Annotated in this window: 18 protein-coding genes; 8 read left to right on the forward strand and 10 right to left on the reverse strand. The window is 68.6% G+C overall.

Going from position 1 to position 21162, the window contains the following annotated elements:
- Positions 1–198: 198 nt before the first annotated feature.
- On the reverse strand, positions 199–1401 hold the full coding sequence (gene tyrS, locus VI08_RS16700) for a tyrosine--tRNA ligase (RefSeq protein WP_045830760.1): 1203 nt from the start codon (positions 1399–1401) through the stop codon (positions 199–201).
- A 193-nt stretch (positions 1402–1594) separates the two neighbouring features.
- On the opposite strand from tyrS, the gene VI08_RS16705 reads away from it, so the two are divergent.
- Both VI08_RS16705 and VI08_RS16710 read left to right on the forward strand, forming a co-directional pair.
- Positions 1595–3118 carry an OapA family protein gene (locus VI08_RS16705; protein ID WP_045830761.1) on the forward strand — a complete coding sequence of 508 codons (1524 nt, stop codon included), beginning with the start codon at positions 1595–1597 and terminating at the stop codon, positions 3116–3118.
- A 4-nt stretch (positions 3119–3122) separates the two neighbouring features.
- Complete coding sequence (locus tag VI08_RS16710) at positions 3123–4241, forward strand: anhydro-N-acetylmuramic acid kinase (RefSeq protein ID WP_045830762.1); 1119 nt, start codon at positions 3123–3125, stop codon at positions 4239–4241.
- Here the strand turns inward: VI08_RS16710 and VI08_RS16715 are convergent.
- The 3 genes from VI08_RS16715 to VI08_RS16725 all read right to left on the reverse strand — a co-directional run bounded on the left by VI08_RS16715 (position 4238) and on the right by VI08_RS16725 (position 6679).
- Positions 4238–4555, reverse strand: a complete 318-nt coding sequence (locus tag VI08_RS16715; RefSeq protein ID WP_045830763.1) for a ribbon-helix-helix protein, CopG family — start codon at positions 4553–4555, stop codon at positions 4238–4240. The genes VI08_RS16710 and VI08_RS16715 overlap by 4 nt on opposite strands.
- 83 nt (positions 4556–4638) lie before the next feature.
- Entirely contained in the window at positions 4639–5919 is a 1281-nt protein-coding gene (locus VI08_RS16720) for an AmpG family muropeptide MFS transporter (RefSeq protein ID WP_428992165.1), read from the reverse strand.
- On the reverse strand, positions 5909–6679 hold the full coding sequence (locus VI08_RS16725) for an exodeoxyribonuclease III (RefSeq protein WP_045830765.1): 771 nt from the start codon (positions 6677–6679) through the stop codon (positions 5909–5911). Before VI08_RS16725 ends, VI08_RS16720 begins: the two co-directional genes overlap by 11 nt.
- A gap of 76 nt (positions 6680–6755) precedes the next feature.
- Between VI08_RS16725 and pyrE the strand changes: the two genes are divergently transcribed.
- Positions 6756–7403, forward strand: coding sequence for an orotate phosphoribosyltransferase (gene pyrE, locus VI08_RS16730; RefSeq protein WP_045830766.1), 648 nt, complete (start codon positions 6756–6758; stop codon positions 7401–7403).
- 89 nt (positions 7404–7492) lie between these two features.
- On the forward strand, positions 7493–8143 hold the full coding sequence (locus VI08_RS16735) for a hypothetical protein (RefSeq protein ID WP_045830767.1): 651 nt from the start codon (positions 7493–7495) through the stop codon (positions 8141–8143).
- A 12-nt stretch (positions 8144–8155) separates the two neighbouring features.
- On the opposite strand, the gene VI08_RS16740 is transcribed toward VI08_RS16735, so the two are convergent.
- The 3 genes from VI08_RS16740 to coaBC all read right to left on the reverse strand — a co-directional run bounded on the left by VI08_RS16740 (position 8156) and on the right by coaBC (position 12198).
- On the reverse strand, positions 8156–10468 hold the full coding sequence (locus VI08_RS16740) for a phosphomannomutase/phosphoglucomutase (RefSeq protein ID WP_198148983.1): 2313 nt from the start codon (positions 10466–10468) through the stop codon (positions 8156–8158).
- Positions 10469–10534: 66 nt separating this feature from the next.
- On the reverse strand, positions 10535–10990 hold the full coding sequence (gene dut, locus VI08_RS16745; protein WP_045830769.1) for a dUTP diphosphatase: 456 nt from the start codon (positions 10988–10990) through the stop codon (positions 10535–10537).
- On the reverse strand, positions 10987–12198 hold the full coding sequence (coaBC, locus tag VI08_RS16750) for a bifunctional phosphopantothenoylcysteine decarboxylase/phosphopantothenate--cysteine ligase CoaBC (protein ID WP_045830770.1): 1212 nt from the start codon (positions 12196–12198) through the stop codon (positions 10987–10989). Before coaBC ends, dut begins: the two co-directional genes overlap by 4 nt.
- Positions 12199–12367: 169 nt before the next feature.
- Between coaBC and radC the strand changes: the two genes are divergently transcribed.
- The 3 genes from radC (at position 12368) to VI08_RS16765 (ending at position 16041) form a co-directional block, all read left to right on the forward strand.
- Positions 12368–13144, forward strand: a complete 777-nt coding sequence (gene radC, locus VI08_RS16755; RefSeq protein WP_084621585.1) for a RadC family protein — start codon at positions 12368–12370, stop codon at positions 13142–13144.
- 459 nt (positions 13145–13603) lie between these two features.
- Positions 13604–15292 carry an arginine--tRNA ligase gene (gene argS / locus VI08_RS16760; RefSeq protein ID WP_045830771.1) on the forward strand — a complete coding sequence of 563 codons (1689 nt, stop codon included), beginning with the start codon at positions 13604–13606 and terminating at the stop codon, positions 15290–15292.
- Positions 15292–16041, forward strand: coding sequence for an SPOR domain-containing protein (locus VI08_RS16765; protein WP_045830772.1), 750 nt, complete (start codon positions 15292–15294; stop codon positions 16039–16041). The genes argS and VI08_RS16765 overlap by 1 nt, the downstream gene beginning before the upstream one ends.
- Before the next feature lie 106 nt (positions 16042–16147).
- Here VI08_RS16765 and VI08_RS16770 read toward each other — a convergent pair whose 3' ends face one another.
- Positions 16148–17008, reverse strand: coding sequence for an NAD(P)-dependent oxidoreductase (locus VI08_RS16770; protein WP_084621586.1), 861 nt, complete (start codon positions 17006–17008; stop codon positions 16148–16150).
- Entirely contained in the window at positions 17005–18891 is a 1887-nt protein-coding gene (gene speA, locus VI08_RS16775) for a biosynthetic arginine decarboxylase (protein ID WP_045830773.1), read from the reverse strand. Before speA ends, VI08_RS16770 begins: the two co-directional genes overlap by 4 nt.
- Before the next feature lie 248 nt (positions 18892–19139).
- Between speA and speE the strand changes: the two genes are divergently transcribed.
- Positions 19140–19997 (forward strand): polyamine aminopropyltransferase, encoded by an 858-nt coding sequence (speE, locus tag VI08_RS16780; RefSeq protein ID WP_045830774.1) that lies wholly within the window; start codon positions 19140–19142, stop codon positions 19995–19997.
- Between the two features lie 117 nt (positions 19998–20114).
- On the opposite strand, the gene VI08_RS16785 is transcribed toward speE, so the two are convergent.
- On the reverse strand, positions 20115–21161 hold the full coding sequence (locus VI08_RS16785) for a hypothetical protein (protein WP_045830775.1): 1047 nt from the start codon (positions 21159–21161) through the stop codon (positions 20115–20117).
- Between the last annotated feature and the right edge of the window lies 1 nt (position 21162).

Consider the following 21162-nt stretch of genomic DNA (forward strand, 5'->3'; position numbering starts at 1 on the left):
GTCCTGAGTGAGCCGCCCATTCTAGATCAAATTTCGTTTCTGTCAACACCCTGCGAAGAAGAAATTTTCGAGGTTGCTGCCGGATCCGAAGACCTTGGACACCGTTCGCGAAGCGCGTTCCGTGTCAGCGGGGAGGCGAATAATACGGATTTCAGAAGGGGCCGCAACCCCTTTTGTGAACTTTTTTTGAAAGCGCCGTTAAATCAGGCGGATACGGGCGAAGTTCCTTTTGCCCACCTGGAGCACGCCCTCGAAACCGGCCGTGAAGACCCGCGCGGCGTCCTCCACCACCTCGCCATCGATGCGCACGGCACGCTCCTTGAGCTTGCGGTTCGCCTCGGAATTGCTCGGCGTGACGCCTGCCGCCGTCAGCAGCGCGGCCAGGCGGAAGCCCTCGGCGGGGGCCTGGATATCGGAAAGGGGCAACAGGCTGGTATCGCCCTGCCCCGTGACCACCGCGTGCCAGCCCGCGATGGCCTGCTCGGCCGTGGCGGCATCGTGGAAGCGCGCGGCCAGCTCCCGGGCCAGGCGCAGCTTGGCGTCGCGGGGGTTGGCGCCGGCGGCCACCTCGGCCTTCATGCGCGCCAGCTCGTCGAGCGAGACCTCAAAGCTAAGGAGCTCGAACCAGCGCCACATGAGGTCGTCGCCGATCTTCATGGTCTTCGTGACGATATCGATGGCCGGCTCGTTGATGCCGATGTAGTTGCCCAGCGACTTGGACATCTTGTTGACGCCATCCAGGCCCTCGAGCAGCGGCATGGTGAGGACCACCTGCGGCGCCTGGCCATGGTGCTCCTGCAGGCCGCGGCCCATGAGGAGGTTGAACTTCTGGTCGGTGCCGCCCAGCTCGACGTCGGCCTCGAGGGCCACGGAGTCGTAGCCCTGCACCAGGGGGTAGAGGAACTCGTGGATGGCGATGGGCTGCTCGCCCTTGTAGCGCTTGGCGAAATCGTCGCGCTCGAGCATGCGGGCCACCGTGTGCTGGGCCGCGAGGCGGATCATGTCAGCCGCGCCCATCTTGCCAAACCACTCGGAATTGAAGCGCAGCTCGGTCTTCTCCTTGTCGAGCACCTTGTAGACCTGCTCGGCATAGGTTTCCGCATTGGCGAGCACATCCTCGCGGGTGAGCGGCTTGCGGGTGGCGTTCTTGCCCGTCGGGTCGCCGATCATCCCGGTGAAATCGCCGATGAGGAAGATGACCTGGTGCCCCAGGTCCTGGAACTGGCGCATCTTGTTGAGCAGCACGGTGTGGCCGATGTGCAGGTCGGGCGCGGTGGGATCGAAGCCTGCCTTGATGCGCAGCGGGCGCCCCAGCTTGAGGCGCGCCTCGAGGTCTTCCTTCTTGATGATCTCGTCGGCGCCGCGCGCGATCAGCGCCAGCGACTGCTGCAGGTCGTTCATGCTCACTCTCTTGTTTACGTACGTATGTATGGGTTTGCCCTGCTTCACAAATGTTAGTGAAGAAGGCGTGGCGGTTAATTGTGCGTTAACCGCATGTTGCGATGCAAAGCCTTGATGTGAAAGGCGTTGACGTCTTTTGCACGAGGCCGTTATGGTACGCGACAACACGGGGCGAGCGGATACAAGAAAGACAATGGGTGATCAGATTCGAGGCGCGCAGCATAGTGCGCGCAAGCAGGCGATTCGCCGCAAGGCGCAGCGTCGCCATTCGCACTTCTATGACAATCGCGCCGCGCACTGGTCGTTCAGCCGCAACGCATCGTCCGAGCCGCTGAGCTGGTCGCGCGAGCGCTGGATCCTTGCCGGCACCGCGTTCCTGCTCGTCATCCTTTCCGCGCTGGTGATCCCCGCGTGGGCCGGCGCCATGAAGTCGTCGCGCATCACCGCCACGCCGGCGGGCACCGCGCGCAAGCTCACCGGCGCGCCCATCGCCGTCGCCGCCATCGCAAGCGATATCCCGCACAACACCGTTTCCATCGCCGTGCCGAAGATGGACCCGGCCACCATCAAGCCGCTCGTGCCGACCGAGGAATGGCAGACGGTGCAGGTCGAGGCAGGCCAGACCCTCGCCGACATCTTCCTGGCGCAGGGCCTCAACATGACCGACCTGCAGCACGTCATCGACGGCGCGGGCGGCACCAAGGTGTTTCACCAGATCAAGCCGGGCCAGGAATTCCAGTTCCTCATCGGCGGCGACCACGCACTGAAGGGCGTGCGCTTCGACAAGGATGAAGCCACCATCGCCACGCTGCGCCTCGATGGCGATGCGGCGAAGCTCACCACGCAGGTGCGCGACGTGCAGCGCCGCGAGCACATCGCGCACGGCAGCATCGATGGTTCGCTGTTCGCCGCCGCGTCGAAGGCCGGCATGAGCAACGCCATGGTGTTGAAGCTGGCGGAAGCCTTCAAGTACGACATCGACTTCGTGCAGGACCTGCGCGTGGGCGATAGCTTCACCGTCATCTACGACGACGTGTACAGCGATGGCGCGTACCTGCGCGAAGGCGACATCGTCGCCGCCGAGTTCGTGAACCAGGGCAAGCGCTACACCGCCTATCGCTTCAAGAACGCCGACGGCAAGGTCGGTTACTTCAGCGAAGAGGGCCGCCCGCTCGCCGGTTCGTTCCTGCGCATCCCCGTCGACTTCACCCGCATCTCGTCGCAGTTCAGCGCGGGCCGCATGCACCCCATCCTCGGCAAGATGCGCGCGCACAAGGGCGTCGACTACGCCGCGCCCTCCGGCACGCCCATCCATGCCGCCGGCGATGGCGTCGTCAAGTTCCGCGGCTGGATGAATGGCTACGGCAACTTCGTGGTCATCCAGCACAACGGCACCATCAGCACCGCATACGGCCACATGTCGCGCTTCGCCAACCTGCGCGTCGGCCAGCACGTGAGCCAGGGCGCCACCATCGGCTACGTCGGCATGACCGGCCTCGCCACCGGCCCGCACCTGCATTACGAATTCCGCGTCAACAACGTGCAGCGCGATCCGCAGTCGGTAACCCTGCCGAAGCCCGAGCCGCTGCCGGCCGCGCAGCTGGCGAAGTTCAAGAAGGAAGTGGTGGGCCCGCAGCTCGCGCGCCTCAACCAGCTCGACAGCAACTACAAGCTGGCCGCCGCCAAGTCGCCGAACGCCACCACCAGCGACGATTAAAACCATGCCCCACGCCTCGGACGGCCTGTACCTCGGCCTCATCTCGGGCACCAGCGCGGACGGCATCGACGCCGCGCTGGTCCGCTTCACCGACACCCGCCCCGCGCTCGTCGCGGGGCTCGTGCATCCATGGGAAGAAAACCTGCGCCGGCGCATCCTCGCCGTGGCGCAGGACGAGGAACGCCTCGACCTCGACGGCTATGGCCGCCTCGATGTCGCCGTGGGCCAGGCCTTCGCCGGTGCCGCGCAGGCCGTGCTCGCGAAGGCCGGCGTGAACGCGGGCGACGTGCGCGCCATCGGTTCGCATGGCCAGACGATCCGCCACCGCCCCGACGGCGAACACCCCTTCACCCTGCAGATCGGCGACCCCTCGGTCATCGCCGAGCAAGCGCGCATCGACACCATCGCCGATTTCCGCCGCCCCGATGTCGCCGCCGGCGGCCAGGGCGCGCCGCTGGTGCCGGCGTTCCATGCCACGGTGCTGCGGCCCGACGCCGGCGCCCGCGTGGTGCTGAACCTGGGCGGCATCGCCAACGTCACGCGGCTGACGCCCGAGGGCGGCGTCACCGGCTTCGACACCGGCCCCGCCAACGGGCTGATGGATGCCTGGTGCCTGCGCCACAAGGGCGAAGCCTTCGACCGCGACGGCCGCTTCGCCGCCAGCGGCAGCGTGGACCCCGATCTGCTCGCCGAGCTGCTCGACGATGCGTACTTCCTGCTGCCGCCGCCCAAGAGCACCGGCCGCGAACACTTCCACCTGGCCTGGCTCGATGCGCATCCGCGCGTGGCCGAGCTCGCGCCCGAGGACGTGCAGGCGACGCTGATGGCGCTGAGCGCGGTGTCGATCACCGACGCCATCCGCCTCCACGCGGCGGATGCCACCGACGTCGTCGCGTGTGGCGGCGGGGTGCATAACGCGGCGCTGATGCACGCGATCGCGGCACGGCTCGAAGGCCGTGCGCTGCGCGCGAGCGGCGATTTCGGCATCGACCCGGATTACATGGAAGCCATGGGCTTCGCGTGGCTGGCGTTCCGCCGGCTGCGTGGCGAGCCAGGGAACCTGCCCGCGGTGACGGGGGCGCGGGGGCCCCGGCTGCTGGGCGCGCTGTACGCCGCGCCCTAGGCCTTCTCTTCCTCGAAAGGGGTACTGCCGTGCAACTTCGCGGCCTCGGACAGCGAGGCCGGCGATGCCTGCGCCAGTGCCGCGAGGGCTTCCTGGAACGCGGCGGTCTCGTCGGCATCCCATGCACCGGTAAGGTGGGCGATGTCGCCGGGCTGCAGCAACAGTTCACCGAACACGTCGCCGGGGCTCAAGCCAAGCCCGTGCCGCAACGCGTGCAGGATCACCTCGTTGATCGACCAGCGGCGTTCCCGGGCAAGATGCTTGATCCGCTCGGCCATCTGCTCGTCGATGTGTCGCACCACGATATCTGGCACGTGCGTAGTCTCCGTAGCGCCCATGCCCCCTGTGAGCCTGATCTTACACAGAAGTTCCGCAGGGGTGCATGTAGCCGGCCGGGCTAGGCCTTCACGTCGGCGGGCACCCGGCCGGCGTGGCGGGGCCACAGGCAGGCGAACAGCAGCATGGCGGGGAGCAGGGAGACCACGGTAATGATGAAGAACATCTGGTAGCCCAGCGCGGTGGCGATGCCACCGGCGAAGAAGCCCAGCACCTTGCCCGGCAGGTTCACCATGGAACTGAGCAGGGCGTACTGCGTGGCGGTGTGTTGCTTGTTCACCAGCGATGACAGGAAGGCCACGGTGGGCGGCCCCAGCATGCCCAGGGTGAAGTTCTCGGCCGAGATGACCGCCGTGAGCACCGCGACGTTGCCCTGGTGCTGGATAAGGAACAAGTAAAGCAGGTTGCTGGCACCGGCCACGACGATGGCCGCACCCAGCGGCCGCCACGCGCCCCAGCGTGCCACCAGGGCCCCGCCGACAAACGTACCGGCGATGCCGACCCAGATGCCCCAGATCTTGGTGACCGTGGCGATCTGCGTCTTGTCGAAGCCCATGTCGCGGTAGAACGGGCTCATGACGCCGCCAATGGTCGCCTGCTCGGGGATCTTGAACAGCAGGATGAAGGCCAGCGTGGTGAGGGCGAGCACCCAGCCGTAACGATGGAAGAAATCGGTGAAGGGGTGGACGAGGCTCTCGCGCATGGCCTCGGCCCAGCCGCGCGGGCGCTCGCGCTGCACCCGGGGTTCGCGCGCCAGCAGCGTCGTGGCGATGGGGATGAGCATGGTCGCGGCCATGGCGACGTACACCACGGGCCACGCCACGTGGTCGGCCATGATCAGCGCCAGCGCGCCCGTGACGATGAGCGCGATGCGGTAGCCGAGCGAGTAGGTGGCCACCAGGGCACCCTGTGCCTCGACGGGGGCGATCTCGATGCGGTACGCGTCCACGGCGATATCCTGCGTGGCGCCAAAGAACGCCACCACCAGCGTCGCGGCAACGAACAGCGGCAGCTGCGCGGGCGTGAGCGCCGCCATGGCCAATAGGCCAGCCGTGACGCACAACTGCGCGAACAGCAGCCAGCCCCGGCGCAGGCCCAGGCGGCGGAACAGCGGCAGCTGCCAGTGATCGAGCAGCGGCGCCCAGACGAACTTGAACGCGTAGGTCATGCCCGCGCTCGCGATCATCGTGATGTCTTTCAGCTGGATGCCGTTCTCTTTCAGCCAGTAGGCCAGCGTACCCGCCACCAGCAGGAAGGGCAGGCCCGAGGAGAAGCCGAGCAACGCCATGGTCCACGCGGAGGGCTGGGTGAACGCCCGCCACAGCGAGGGCTTAGTCGGCATAGTCGACCGTGAACGGCGCATGGTCGGAGAAGCGCTCGTCGCGGTAGATGGAGCAGCCACGCAGGCGCTCGCGCAGCCCCGCGCTGACGATCTGGTAATCGATGCGCCACCCCACGTTGTTGGCGCGAGCCTGGCCACGGTTGCTCCACCACGTGTACTCGACGGCATCGGGCTTCAGCGCGCGGAAGCTGTCGACCCAGCCGATGTCCTTGAACAGCAGGTCGAGCCAGGCGCGTTCTTCGGGCAGGCAGCCGCTGTTCTTCTGGTTCGAACTCCAGTTCTTGATGTCGTCCTTCGTGTGGACGATGTTCCAGTCGCCGCACAGCACGTAATCGCGCCCGCTGGCGGCCCACTCGCGGAAGATGGGGGTAAGCCATTCCATAATGCGGAACTTGTACTGCTGGCGCTCGTCGCCCGACGAGCCCGACGGGATGTAGAACGACACCACGCTGAGGTTGCCGTAGCGGGCTTCGATATAGCGGCCCTCGCAGTCGAAATCCTCGCGGCCCAGCGAGGTGCGGATTTCATCCGGCTCGCGCTTTGAATAAATGGCCACGCCGCTGTAGCCCTTTTTGCTGCGGGCATCGTGGTAGAAGCAGTGGTGCCCATCGGGCCGGAACATCGGGTCGGTGAGCTGCGCCTCCTGCGCCTTGGTTTCCTGCAGGCACACCACGTCGGCGTCCTGCTGGCGGAGCCATTCGAACACGCCCTTGGTGGCGGCGGAACGGATGCCGTTGGCGTTCAGGGAAATAATGCGCATGGGGTCTCGTGCCAGTCAGCGAGGGACCATGATAGCGCGGTACCATGGTGCCCTTTGCTTCCACCGAGACCACGCCGTGCACGATTACCAGCGCGAATTCATCGAACTGACCCTGGCCCGCGACGTGCTCCGCTTCGGCGAGTTCACGCTGAAATCGGGGCGCGTGAGCCCGTATTTCTTCAACATGGGCCGCATCGATTCCGGCGCCGCGCTGGCCCGGCTTGGCCGCGCGTACGCGGCGGCGGCCGTGCGCTCGGGCGTGGCGTTCGACATGTTGTTCGGGCCCGCCTACAAGGGCATCGCGCTGGCCGCGGCCACCGCCATCGCCCTGGCCGACGGGCAGGGCCGCGACGTGCCCTGGGCCTACAACCGCAAGGAAGCCAAGGCCCATGGCGAGGGCGGCACCCTGGTGGGCGCACCGCTGAAAGGGCGCGTGCTCATCGTCGACGACGTGATGACCGCCGGCACCGCCGTGCGTGAATCGCTCGACCTCATCCGTGCCCAGGGCGCCGAGCCGGCGGGCGTGCTCATCGCGCTCGACCGCCAGGAGCGTGGCCAGGGCGAGCTCTCGGCCGCCCAGGAAGTGGCCGCGCAGTTCGGCATCCCGGTCATCGCCATCGCCAGCCTGGCCGATGTGCTCACCTACGCGGGCGAGCGCCCCGAGCTGGCGGCCGAACATGAACGCCTGCTCGCCTACCGTGCCGAATACGGCGTCAAGGGCTGACCGAAACCCACGACCCGGTCACGCGCCCGGCCGCCGGGCGCCGTTAAGGTATCGCCGCTGGCTATACTCCGCCCACAGGAGGGGAAACCATGCGAGCAGTGCGTTACATCATGGCGGGTGCGGCCTTGTTGCTGGCCACGTCGGCCATTGCCTACCAGGCGTCGTCGAACCAGGGCTACAGGTACCGCTGGAAGGATGCGTCCGGCCAGTCGTACTTCAGCGACAGCCTCAACACCGATGCCCTCAAGGCCGGCTACGACATCGTCAATGCGCAGGGCATGGTCGTGCGGCACGTCGACCGCCAGCTGACAGCGGACGAGCGCGCCGCGGCGAAGAAGCTGGCCGACCAGCAGGCGGCCGCCAAGGCCATCGCCGACCAGCGGGCCCGCGACGATGCCCAGATGCTCAACGCCTACCCCACCGAGCAGGCGTTCGCCGCGGCCCGGCAGTCGCAGCTCGATAATTATCACCAGGCCGTCGGCACCACGCAGATCAACCTGCGCGGCCAGGAAAAGACCCTGGCCGACCTGCTCAACCGCGCAGGCGACCTCGAGCGCGCCAAGCAGCCGGTGCCGCCGTACCTCACCGACCGTATCAACGAGCAGCGCGCCACGGTGAGCGGCTTGCGCACCACGCTGCAGCGCCAGCAGGCGTCCGAGGCATCGGCCAAGGCCACCATGGAAGCGGATATCGTGCGCTACCGCCAGCTCAAGGCACGCGCGGACGCGAACGGCGGCTAGGCCGCCCGCGCCTCAGAACGGCAGCTGCAGCTTCGCGTCCACGGCGCGGAGTTGCGCGCGGAACGCCTCTTTCACCCGCTCGAGCGCCTTCGCGGTATCCGCGTCGAAGCGGAACATGAGCGCCGGCGCCGTGTTCGACGCACGCACCAGGCCCCAGCCATCGGGCCAGTCGGCGCGCAGGCCGTCGAGGGTGCTCACGCGTGCGTCGTCAAACGCCGCCCCGGCCCGGAAGGCCTCCATGAAGCGGGCCGCCGCGCCTTCCGCCATGGGCAGGCGGATCTCGGGTGTGGCGACGCTCTTCGGCAGGGCGTCGAAGATGGCCGCGGGGCTGCGGTCCTCCAGGTCGGCCGCCAGGATTTCCATCAGCCGCGCCGCGGCATATACGCCATCGTCGAAGCCATACCAGCGGTTGTTGTCGGCGAAGAAGAAATGCCCGCTCATCTCGCCGGCCAGCGCGGCGCCCGTCTCGCGCATCTTCGCCTTGATCAGCGAATGGCCCGTGCGCCACATGAGCGGCACGCCGGCGGCCTCCTGGATCACGGGGCGCAGGTGGCCCGTGCATTTCACGTCGTAGATGACGGTCGCGCCCGGGTTGCGCGCAAGTACGTCCTGCGCGAACAGCATCAACAGCTTGTCGGGGTAGATGATCTCGCCCGCGGGCGTCACCACGCCGATGCGGTCGCCATCGCCATCGAAGGCGATGCCGAGGTCGGCGCCGATGGTGTGCACGGCCGCGATGAGGTCGCCCAGGTTGCGCGGGTCGGCCGGGTCGGGGTGGTGGTTCGGGAAGCGGCCGTCCACATCGCAGTAAAGCGGCACCACGTCGCAGCCGATTTCCTCCAGCACCCGCGGGGCCACCACGCCCGCCGCGCCGTTGCCGGCATCGAGCACGACCTTCAACCGGCGCTGGGTGGAGACATCGTCGGCCACGCGGTTGGCATAGGCATCGATGACCGATTGCTCGCGCCAGGCGCCATGCCCGCCGGTCGGCAGGCCACCCGCCTGGATGCGCCGGTAGAGATCCGCGATGGCGTCTTCGGCGAGTGTCTCGCCGCCGATGACGATCTTGAAACCGTTATGGTCGGGTGGGTTGTGGCTGCCGGTGACGGCGATGCCGCACCCCGTGCCGTACTGGAACCCCGCGAAGTACACGAGCGGCGTGGGCACCAGGCCCAGGTCGATGACATCGACGCCGGCATCGCGCAGGCCATCCATCAGCGCGCCAGCCAGTTCCGGACCCGAGAGCCGGCCATCGCGCCCCACCACGGTTTCGTGCAGGTCGCGTTCCTTCATGGCCGCGCCAATGGCCTGGCCTACCTGCCGTGCCACCGCCGCGGTCAGCGTGGTGCCCACCACGCCACGGATGTCGTAGGCACGGAAAATGGCCGGGTCGACCGTGTCGCTGGCGGGCGCGGCGACCGCCACGGGCGGCGCGGCCGGCGCCTCCGCCAGGCCAGCATCGCCCGTGGGGATGGCGGGCAGCCGCGGTTTGCGCGGCACATCCGCCACCAGGATCTCTTCGGCGACGGGCGCCGCCGCCACGACGGGGGCGGGCCGGCTGCGCGACCAGAGCAGGAAGGCGCCGCCACCGAGCCCGATCAGCGCGAGCAGCGCGGCGAGCACCTCCGAATGCGGAATGATGATGAAGGCGTGCGGCATGGCCGCGTACACGTAGAGCGCCGTGCCCGCGACATGCTGGCCGGCGGACTCGAGTTCACCGCTGGCGCTGCCTGAGGCGAGAAGGCCGAGGCTGTCGGGGCCATCGCCCTGGCGCAGCTCAAGGCGGCCGCCATGGGGCGAGGCGGCGTTGAAACGCTGCGCGAGCGTATCGAACGGGTATTCGATCCATGCCCACGCGCGCATGGCGCCCGCGGCCTGCACGGGCTCCACCACGCTGAGGCGCCGCGCGGCGCCCTGCGATTGCGTGCTGGCGACCGGCGGCTCGGTGGCGCCCAGCGCCGCCATGAGCTGGGCGGCCTTGGCATAACCAAACTCGCGATAGTTGGCCTTCACCACTTCGTCGAGGCCCGGCGAATACACCTCGATGGCCACGGCAGCGGGCAGCAGCGCCTTCAGGCGCGCCGCGGCGGCGGCATGGTCGTCGATGCCCGCGACCACGGCCGGATCGGCCAGGGCGCCCTGGAACTGGCGGTGCAGGCCAGCGTAATCGGCTGTCAGCGCGCGCGTGAGCTCGGCCTGCGCCGAACGCACGTCGGCCGCCGCGCTTTCTTCATCGGCGATAAGCCACGCCTGCCAGGCGCAGAACGCGCCCAGGACAAGGAGCACGGTAGCCACCACCAGCGTGATGAGCTTCCTGGCATCCATGCGAGGCCCCCGCCCCGCGCCGCCTGCTTTCCGAGCCATGTTTCCCCTTACCCTCTCGGATTGAACCTAGTTGACGCCGGTGGAACCGAAACCGCCTTCGCCACGATGCGACGGCGCGAACGCCTCCACCACCCGCAACCGTGCCCGCCCCACGGGCACGAGCAATAATTGCGCAATACGGTCCCCGGGCGCGATGGTCAATTCGGCAGTTCCGCGGTTCCAGGCCGAAATCATCAGCGGGCCCTGGTAATCCGCGTCGATGACGCCCACCAGGTTGCCCATCACCAGCCCTTGCTTATGGCCCAGCCCCGAGCGCGGCACGATCAGCGCGCACCAGGCCGGGTCGCCGATGTGGATGGCCATGCCCGTGGGCACCAGCAGGCTCTGCCCCGGCGCCAGCACCACCGGCGCCTCCACGGCGGCGCGCAGGTCCATGCCGGCGCTGCCATCGGTGGCCGGCTCGGGCAGCGGGATGCTGTCGCCGAGGCGCGGGTCGAGGATTTTCAGTTCGATATCGATCAAGGACGGGGCCCGTGGGTGGCAAGGTAACGATCGGCCACGTGGGCCATGAGCTGGTGCGCCAGCGCGGTCTTCGGCGCGCTGGGCAACGCTACGTCGCCGTCGGCCCAGAAGAGGTGAAGGGCGTTATCGGCCACTTCGAAGCCGCGCCCGCCGCCCACGTCGTTGGCCGCGATCATGTCCAGGCCCTTGCGCGCGAGCTTCTCGCGGGCATAGGCCTCGACATCGCGCGTCTCGGCCGCGAAACCGACGAGGAACGGATGCGTGGGGCTGGCGGCGAGGGCGGCGATGATGTCGGGGTTCTCGGTGAGCTCGAGGCGCAACGGCTCGCCATCGGTTTTCTTCAGCTTGTGCGCGGCCGCGCCCGCGGGGCGGTAATCACCCACGGCGGCGGCGCCCACGTAGATATCGGCCCCGTTCGCGGCGGCGAGCACCGCATCGTGCATCTCGCGCGCACTGCGCACATCGACGCGGCGCACGCCCTGCGGGGTGGGCAGCGCGACGGGCCCCGCCACGAGCGTCACGTCGGCGCCGGCGTCGCGCGCCGCCGCGGCCACGGCGAAGCCCATCCGGCCCGAGCTGCGGTTGCCGATGAAACGCACCGGGTCGATGTCTTCGTACGTGGGGCCCGCGCTGACCACCACGCGGCGGCCGCGCAGGCGCTGCCCGCCGAACGACGCCACCAGGATGTCGCGCAGCTCGTGCGGTTCGAGCATGCGGCCCGAGCCGATGTCGCCGCAGGCCTGGTCGCCATCGGCCGGCCCCAGCACCTGCACGCCGCGCGTGCGCAGCGTGCCCACGTTGGCCTGCACGGCCAGGTTCGCCCACATCTGTTGGTTCATGGCAGGCGCGACATAGACCGGCGCCGCCGTGGCCAGCACGACGGTCGACAGCAGGTCGTTCGCGAACCCGTGCGCCAGGCGGGCGATGGTATCGGCGCTGGCGGGCGCCACGAGGATGCGCTCGGCCCACTTCGCCAGCTCGATGTGGCCCATGGCCGCTTCGCCCGCCTCGTCCCACAGGCTCACGCGCACCGGCTGCCCGGAAAGCGCCTGGAACGTGGTGGGGGTGACGAAATGCGTGGCGCCCTCGGTCATCACGACGCGGACCTCGGCATCGAGGTCGCGAAGGCGACGCACGAGCTCGCAGATCTTGTAGGCGGCGATGCCGCCGGTAACGCCAATGAGGATGCGACGCTGGCGGAGGGTCATGGCGGAACGGGCGTAGCGGCGGGACGGGCTAGCTTAACGGATTTCCCCGACGCAACCGCGTGGGCGAACGGAAGCCATTTTTCAGAATTCTTCTATCGTCAGCGGGTGGACCGCGACCGTAACGTGGGTGCTCCCCCGCGCGCCGCGCCCCAGTCGAAGGAATCGCACCATGCCCCCTGCCCACACCGACCCCGCCGCCGCGGCCCGCAAGCCCGCCAGGCGCCGCAAGCCCGCCACGGTGGCCGATGCCGGCGAACCCGCCACGGCCACGCTCCGCCCCATCAGCGCGTGGCCCGTCCGCGAGCGCCCGCGGGAGCGCCTGCAGCAGAAGGGCGCCGGCGCCCTCACCGATGCCGAGCTGCTCGCCATCCTCATCGGCCATGGCACGCGCGGGGTCGATGCGGTCAGTGTCAGCCGCACGCTGCTCAGCACCGCCGGCAGCCTGGGCAACCTGCTCTCGGGCGAGGTGGAGCTGCCCCACGTCAACGGCGTGGGCCCGGTGAAGCGGGCCCGGCTGGTCGCGGCGCTGGAGCTGGCCCGCCGCACCATCGGCGAGGGCCTGGAGGCCCGGCCGGCCATCTACTGCGTGGAGGATTGCTTCGATTTCCTCAAGGCGCGGCTGCGCCACCTCAAAACGGAGGCCATCGGCTGCATCTTCCTCGACGCCCGCAGCCGGGTCATCGCGTTCGATATCCTGGCCCAGGGCACCATCGACGCCGCCACGCTGTTCCCGCGCCAGCTGGTCATGGCGTGCATCCGCCACCACGCCAGCGCCGTCATCCTCGCTCACAACCACCCCTCCGGCGATGCCACGCCCAGCGAGGAGGACGCTCTCATGACCGGGACGATGCGCGAATCGCTGGCGATGCTGGATGTCGAGCTCATCGACCACGTGGTGGTCGGCGCCAAGGAGCCTGTCTCGATGGCCGAGCGCGGCCTCATCTAGGCGCAGGGCGCCAGAAAGAAAGACGGCGCGAGTGCCGCTCGCGCCGTCATGGGCCATCTATCGAGGGAGGGGCGTCGATAACCCGGGCGTGCCATGGGCCGGGGAGACACCGGGCACGTCGGGGAGTATGCCGGCGGCCGATGACAGCGCCGTGACTTGCCGCTTTCGGCCGGCATCGGCACTTGCAAGTTCTGACTTATGCACATTGCCCTTTTTTGCCATTTGCCCGTCACAGCTGCTGTCCCGGCACAGGTCAGCGCCCCAACTTATTGATTGACGGGGGTTTCACCTGTTACACGACGATGTCACCGCACGCCCGCACACGGCCGTCGCCGCTGCGGCCCGTCTTGCCCACAGAGTTATCCACAGGCCTGTGCAGAACCCGGGCGGCCCCGGCGCGGCAGGCCCGCAGCCCCTTTCTGCTAGGATTGCCGGTTCCATCTCCGCGTCGCGAAGCCCGTGAAACAAGAGCTCAAACACCTCGTCCTCCAGGCCATCGGCGCGCTGCGCGAGGCCGGCACCCTGCCGTCCGATTTCGTGGCCCCCGAGTTCGTCATCGAGCGCACGCGCAGCCGCGAGCACGGCGATTTCGCCACCAACGCCGCCATGATGATGGCCAAGGCCGCTGGCCGTAAGCCGCGCGACATCGCCAGCGAGCTCGTCGGCGCCCTGCCCGCCTCGCCCCTGGTGGGCAAGGTGGAGATCGCCGGCCCGGGCTTCATCAACTTCTTCCTGGCCCCGGCGGCGTTCCACGCCGAGATCCAGCGCGCCCTGGCCGAGACCGACCGCTACGGCCACAACCGCGATGGCGGCGGCCGCACGGCGGGCGTCGAGTACGTCTCGGCGAACCCCACCGGCCCGCTGCACGTGGGCCACGGCCGCGCGGCCGCCATCGGCGACAGCATCGGCCGCCTGCTGGCCGCCAGCGGCTACAAGGTGTTCCGCGAGTTCTACTACAACGACGCGGGCGTCCAGATCGCCAACCTCGCCCTCTCCACGCAGTGCCGCGCCCGGGGCATCGGCCCCGACGACGCCGGCTGGCCGGAATCCGGCTACCGCGGCGATTACATCGCCGACGTGGCCCGCGCGTTCCTGGCGAAGGAATCGGTCGAGGCCGATGGCGAGGTGGTCACCGCCACGGGCGATGCCGACAACCTCGACGACGTGCGCCGTTTCGCCGTGGCCTACCTGCGCCACGAGCAGGATCTCGACCTGAAGGCGTTCGGGGTCGGCTTCGATGTCTACTACCTCGAATCCTCGCTATATGCCGAAGGCAAGGTGGAAGAAACCGTGCGCGAGCTCGAGGCCCACGGCCACACCTACGAGGAAGGCGGCGCGCTGTGGCTACGCTCCACCGATTTCGGTGACGACAAGGATCGCGTCATGCGCAAATCCGACGGCACCTACACCTACTTCCTGCCCGACGTGGCCTACCACCGCACCAAGTGGCAGCGCGGCTACGAGCGCGCCATCACCGAGCTGGGCAGCGACCACCACGGCTCGCTGGCCCGCGTGAAGGCCGGCCTGCAGGCGCTTGACGCCGGCATCCCGAAGAACTGGCCGGAATACGTGCTGCACCAGATGGTCACGGTGATGAAGGGCGGCGAGGAGGTGAAGATCTCCAAGCGTGCCGGCTCGTACGTCACCCTGCGCGATTTGATCGACGAAGCCGGCCGCGACGCCACGCGCTACTTCCTCATCGCCCGCAAGGCCGATTCGCAGCTGGTGTTCGATATCGACCTGGCGCGCTCGCAGAGCAACGACAACCCGGTGTACTACATCCAGTACGCGCATGCGCGCGCCTGCCGCGTGTTCCGCGAGCTGGCCGATCGTGGCCTGGCCACGTCGCGGGCCAACGGCATCGCCAGGCTCGCCACGCTCGATACCGTGCACGAGCAGGCGCTCATGGTCGAGCTCTCGCGCTACCCCGAGGTGGTGGAAGCCGCCGCCGCCAATCTGGAACCGCACCTGATCGCCCAATACCTGCGCGAACTCGCGGGCGCGCTCCACAGTTACTATCACGAGCACAAGTGGATCGTTGACGACGCAGACCTGCGCGACGCCCGCCTCACGCTGGTGGCCGCGACGCAGCAGGTCCTTCGCAACGGCCTCGACCTGCTGGGCATCAGCGCCCCGGAGAGCATGTAATGGCGACACGCAAGAAGGGCAAAGGCCGCCAGGCCGTCCGCAACAGCTCCGGCGGCATGCCGGGCTGGGGCTGGGCGCTCATCGGCATCCTTGCCGGCGCCCTGCTCATGGCTTTCGCCATGAAGGGCAGCTTCATGCCCATGAAGAAGGAAGGGCCCGAGCCCAACCCGCAGGCCACCGCGCAGAAGGGCAGCGAGCCGGGCGTGGCCGACCAGGCCGAGCCCGAGAAAAGCGATAAGCCTCGCAAGCCCTCCTACGATTTCTATTCGGTGCTTTCCGAGAAGGAAGTGCGCATCCCCGACGCCGAGATCCACGCCCAGGCCAAGGCCGAGGCGCAGGGCCAGCAGCCGTCGGCGGCGCAGCAGCAGGCCCAGGCGGCGCAGCAGGCGCAGGCCGCGGCCGCCCAGCAGCAACAGGCGCAGCAGCAGGCCGCCGCCAATGCCAACAACCTGCCCAAGGCCAGCACGCAGACGGTCACGGCGGCACCGGCACAGGCACCCGCGGCGGCTGGTGGCGGTGGCTACCTGCTCCAGGTGGGCGCGTTCCCCAGCGCCGCCGATGCCGAGGCACTCAAGGCCAAGCTGGCGCTGCAGGGCTTCATCGCCAACGTGCAGTCGGTGAAGGTGGGTGCGCAGACGTATAACCGCGTGCGCCTGGGGCCGTTCAAGTCGGCCACCGAGCTCGAGGGCACCAAGCAACGCCTGCAGTCGGCGGGCATCAACGCCATCGCGCTGAAGGAAGGCTCCTGACATGTAGGAGCGCGCTTGCGCGCGATGCTCTTTCGCAAGGGCCATCGCGCGCAAGCGCGCTCCCACAGGGAGCAAGAAAAAAAACCCGCCGGTTGGCGGGTTTTTTTTAGCTCTTGCGCTTAAGGCGTATCAGGCCGGAGATGTCGTCGTCGCCGTAGCCCTCGGACATCAGCTGCGCGAAATCCGCCAGCGATTGCTCGATGATGGTGCGGTCGGTGCCGGCGTCGGCCGCGATGCCGCGGACGATGCCCAGATCCTTGTGCAGCAGCGCCAGCTTGAAGCCCACCGAGAACTCATTGCGCAGCATGGTGGCGCCACGTTTCTCGAGGAACCAGTTGCCCGCCGCGCCCGCGCCCAGCGTGGGGATGAGGCGGTCGGCATCCAGGCCCAGGGCCTCGCCCAGCGCCAGGCCCTCGGTCACCGCCTGCGCGATGCCGGCCACCAGCACCTGGTTCACCGCCTTGGTGGCCTGGCCGCTGCCGACCGGGCCCATGTGGGTGACGCGCGCCGCGTAGGCTTCGAGCACGGGGCGCGCGGTTTCCAGCACGCTGGCTTCGCCGCCCACCATGACCGAAAGCTTGCCGTTCTTCGCGCCTTCGACGCCGCCGGAGACCGGTGCGTCGAGGAACGCGCCGCCGGCATCGCCGATGATGCGTGCCGCCTTCTTCGCCGTATCAGGCGAAACGGTGGAGTGGTCGACCACCACCGCGCCCTTCTTCAGGGTGGGTGCCAGTGCCTCGACGACGCCGATGACATCGGCATCGGCACTGACGCACAGCGCGATGATGTCGCACGCCGAGGCGATGCCGGCGAGATGGGGCGCCTGCACGCCCAGTTCATCCGCCAGTGCATCGGCGCGGGCCTGCGTGCGGTTGCCCACGGCGGCCAGCAGGCCCTTCGCGTGGAGGTGGCCGGCCATGGGCGCGCCCATGGCGCCAAGGCCGATGAAGGCTGCCTTCAAGGTCATCGCGTGGTCTCCGCCAGGTAGGTGTAGCCGGTGAGGCCCTTGTCGAGCGTGGCGGCGAGTTCGTCGGCCACCGCGCCCTGGATGCCCGCCGCCGCGATGCGGTCGGCGTACGTCTGGCGCAGGGCCTTCACGTCGTAGCCCACGTAATCGAGCATGAGGTCGGTGGTGTCGCCGCGGCGGATGTGCGCGAACTCGTAGCCGCCCGGCGTGGCGCGGACGTTCACGGCATCGGTATCGCCGAACAGGTTGTGGATATCGCCCAGGGTCTCCTGGTACGCGCCCACCATGAAGATGCCGAGGCGGTACGACTCGCCTTCTTTCAGCGAGTGCAGCGGCAGGCTGACATCGACGCCTTCGGCATCCACGTAGTGGTCGATGCGGCCGTCGGAATCGCAGGTGAGGTCGGCGATGACGCCACGGCGCGTGGGTTCTTCATCGAGCCGCGAGACGGGCACGATGGGGAAGATCTGGTCGATGGCCCAGATATCCGGCACCGATTCGAACACCGAGAAGTTGACGAAGTACTTGTCGACCAGCTTCTCGTCGAGGTCGTCGAGCGCCTGGCGGTGCGCGCGCTCCGCCGGCAGCAGGCGCGGGCGCACGGCGTTGGCGATGGCGTAGAACAGGTCGTCGAGCGTGGCGCGGTCGCGCAGGCCGAGCTGGCCCAGCGCGTACAGTGCCTGGCCCTCGGCGAAGTGGTGCTGCGCCTCGTGGAAGAGTTCAAGCGGCGGGCGCTCGTCCAGTTCCGCGTGCGTCTCGCGCAGGTGGCGCAGCACGGCCGGCTCGTCGGCGCGCGGGGCGTTGATGGCGCCCGTGGGCACCTCTTCCACTTCGCTGACGTTCACCACCATCACGGCGTGGTGCGCGGTCATGGCACGGCCCGATTCGGTGAAGATGGTGGGCGCGGGCATGCCGTACTCGGCCACGGCCTCGGCCAGCGGCTGCACGATGCTGGCCGCGTACTGGCCCATGCTGTAGTTGATGGAATTGAAGCTGCGCGAGCGGGTGCCTTCGTAATCCACGCCCAGGCCGCCGCCGACATCGACGACATCGATGGGCACGCCCAGCTGGTGCAGCTCGACGAAGTAGCGCACCGCCTCGCGCATGCCCGCGGCGATGTCGCGCACGTTGGAGATCTGCGAGCCCATGTGGAAGTGCTGCAGGCGCAGGGTGTGCTTCAGGCCCGCGGCGTCGAGGCGCTCGATGAGCTCGAGCACCTGGCCCGGGCTGAGCCCGAACTTGCCCTTGTCGCCGCCGGTGTTCTGCCACTTGCCGGCGCCGATGGAGGCCAGGCGCACGCGGACGCCCAGCAGCGGCTCGACGTCGAGCGCCCTGGCCTCGGCCAGCACGTGGTCGAGTTCGGAGAGTTTCTCGACCACGATGTGCACGCGCAGGCCCAGCTTCAGGCCGATGAGGGCCAGGCGGACGTATTCGCGATCCTTGTAGCCGTTGCACACCACCATGCTGCCGGGGCGGGCGTAGGCGAGCACCGCCATGAGCTCGGGCTTGGAGCCGGCCTCGAGGCCGAAGCCCTCGTCACCCGCCGCCACCAGCTCGCTGACGACGCCGCGCTGCTGGTTCACCTTGATGGGGTAGATGGCCGTGTAGCTGCCGCCGTACGCGGCATCGCCGATGGCCTTGGCGAAGGCCTCGCGCAGGCGGCGCAGGCGGTCGGCCAGGATATCGGGGAAGCGGACGAGCAGCGGCAGGCGTAGGCCCTCCGCCGTGGCCTTGTTCACGATATCGGCCAGGTCGAGGGCCGGGCCCTCGTCGCCGCGCGGGCGCATCAGCAGGTGGCCATTGCCGGCCACGTCGACGTAGCCGTTGCTCCAGTGGGGGATCGCATAGGTGAGCTTGGCGCGATCGATGGTCCAGTTCGCCATGGGTGGGCTTTCTCCAGGTGATGGAACAGTCGCAGCGGCGAACTTTGACGTGGAACGGGCCTGGGCGGCCGGGAGCCTCGCACGCCGCGGGGCCGACCAGGCGGGCCAGCCATCCAAGACGGACGGCGGCTGACCTTCTATTGTAGCGGGCGGCCATGACATCCGTGTATCGCCCCGTTTGGCCGATTTTTGCCCGGAGCCGGTACAATCCCCCTTTTTCGCCCCTACCCGTTTCCAGGATCAAGCGCATGTCGCAGCAGCAGCTCAGCTGGTTTACCGAGGCCCACCAGGCTTCGGGCTCCTCCATCGGTTACCGCGTCGAGCGCCTCCTGCACGCGGAGAAGACCCCGTTCCAGACCATCGAGGTCTACCAGACCACCGATTGGGGCAACCTCATGGTGATCGACGGCTGCGTCATGCTCACCAGCCGCGACAACTTCCTCTACCACGAGATGATGACCCACCCGGCGCTGTTCACCCACGCCCGCGCCAAGCGCGTCGTCATCATCGGCGGCGGCGATTGCGGCACGCTGCGCGAGGTGCTCAAGCACGAGGAAGTGGAGAAGGCCACCCAGGTGGAGATCGACGAGCGCGTCACCCGCCTCGCCGAGGAATACTTCCCGGAACTGTGCGATTCGAACAACGACCCGCGCGCCGAGCTGCTGTTCATCGACGGCATCAAGTACATGGCCGAAGCCGAGCCGGAATCGATCGACCTCATCATCGTCGACTCGACCGACCCGGTGGGCCCGGCCGAAGGCCTGTTCAACGCCGCGTTCTACGCCAGCTGCTTCAAGGCCCTGCGCCACGGCGGCATCCTGGTGCAGCAGTCGGAATCGCCCATCGCCCACATCGAGCTGATCAAGTCGATGCGCTCGGCCATGCGCACCGCCGGCTTCAAGGCCGTCCGCACCCTGCCGTTCCCGCAGCCGTGCTACCCCACCGGCTGGTGGAGCTGCACCATGGCGCGCAAGGACGGCGACCTGTCGGGCTTCCGCGAGCGCGGCGCCATCAGCAAGGGCTTCCCCACGAAGTACTACAACGCCGATATCCACAAGGGCGCGCTGGCCCAGCCGGAGTTCATGCGCGAGGCGCTGGGCGAATAAGAGAGGCTGTTGTAGGAGCCCACACCCGTGGGCGACAGCTCTTCGCGAGGAGCTGTCGCCCACAGGGTGGGCTCCTACAACGAGCAAGAAAAAAAGGGCGCCCTGGGGCGCCCTTTTTTATTTGCTGCTTTCGACGTGGGCGGGTTCCCACCCGGCCGGCGCCTCAGCCGGCATGCCGTAGGCGCGCAGCGCCGCCAGCACCACGCTCATCTCCGTGCCGCCGCTGCGGGCCAGCGCCAGCAGCTTCTGCGCCGTGGCCTTGTCGCCCTGCGCCTGCACGTTGAGCTGCGCGAAGCGCTGCATCTGCCAGATGAGGTTGAGGCGGGCCGTCTTGGCCGATTGCTGGTCGGCCGTCTCCGGCGAGAGGGTTTCGCGCAGGTGCAGGCCCAGCGAGCGGCCCAGTGGGCTGCTGCCCCACTCGAGCACCTTGGCCAGCTTCAGGCAATCGCCCACGATGGCCTTGTTTTCCTTGTTGGCGTCGCAGAAGCGGGCCGTGGCCTGGAAGCCCGGCATGGGCTGCGCGCTGGCCAGGCCGAACACGATCACCATCTGCACGCCGGCGGCGCCGGCACCCTGCAGGGCGTTGAAGGTGTTGGGCGGCGGCGGCAACTGGCTCACTGAGTTGGCCAGCGCCTTCATGCTGGCGCCGAGGTAGTCGTCGTAGGTCTTGGCGTTGGCCGCCTTGGCCAGGTCGGCGCGGGCGGCGTTGGCATCGTTGGCGTGGTCGTCGATGCCGAGCTTGAGCAGCCACACCGCGGCGTTATCCGGGGCCTGCTGCTGGAGCTGGGCCACGGCATCGGCATTGGGGCAGCTGCCCGCCTTGGCATCGCAATCGGCCAGGCGCACCCAGGTGACGCGGGGGCCGGCGTCGGCATTGCGCGAGGCGCGCTCGAGCAACGCGTGGTAGCTGAGCACCTCGGGCGGGTTATCCAGCGGGCGCGCCAGCAGGGCGGCGCCGAGCAGCGGTTCGGCCTCGGTGCGCAGCGCCAGCACACTGGCCAGGTCTTTCTGGAACTGCAGCAAGGCCTTGGTCTGGTCCTTCTGCGCCTTCTGCTCGGCCTTGGTGGGGGCGGCGGCCGGGGCGCCGGGCCATGTATTGGCGGCAAGCGCGGGCAGGGAAAGCAGGCTGGCGAGCGCCAGGGTCACGACGCGGCATCCCCGCATG

It is taken from the genome of Luteibacter yeojuensis (assembly GCF_000964085.1).
Lineage (GTDB): Bacteria > Pseudomonadota > Gammaproteobacteria > Xanthomonadales > Rhodanobacteraceae > Luteibacter > Luteibacter yeojuensis_A.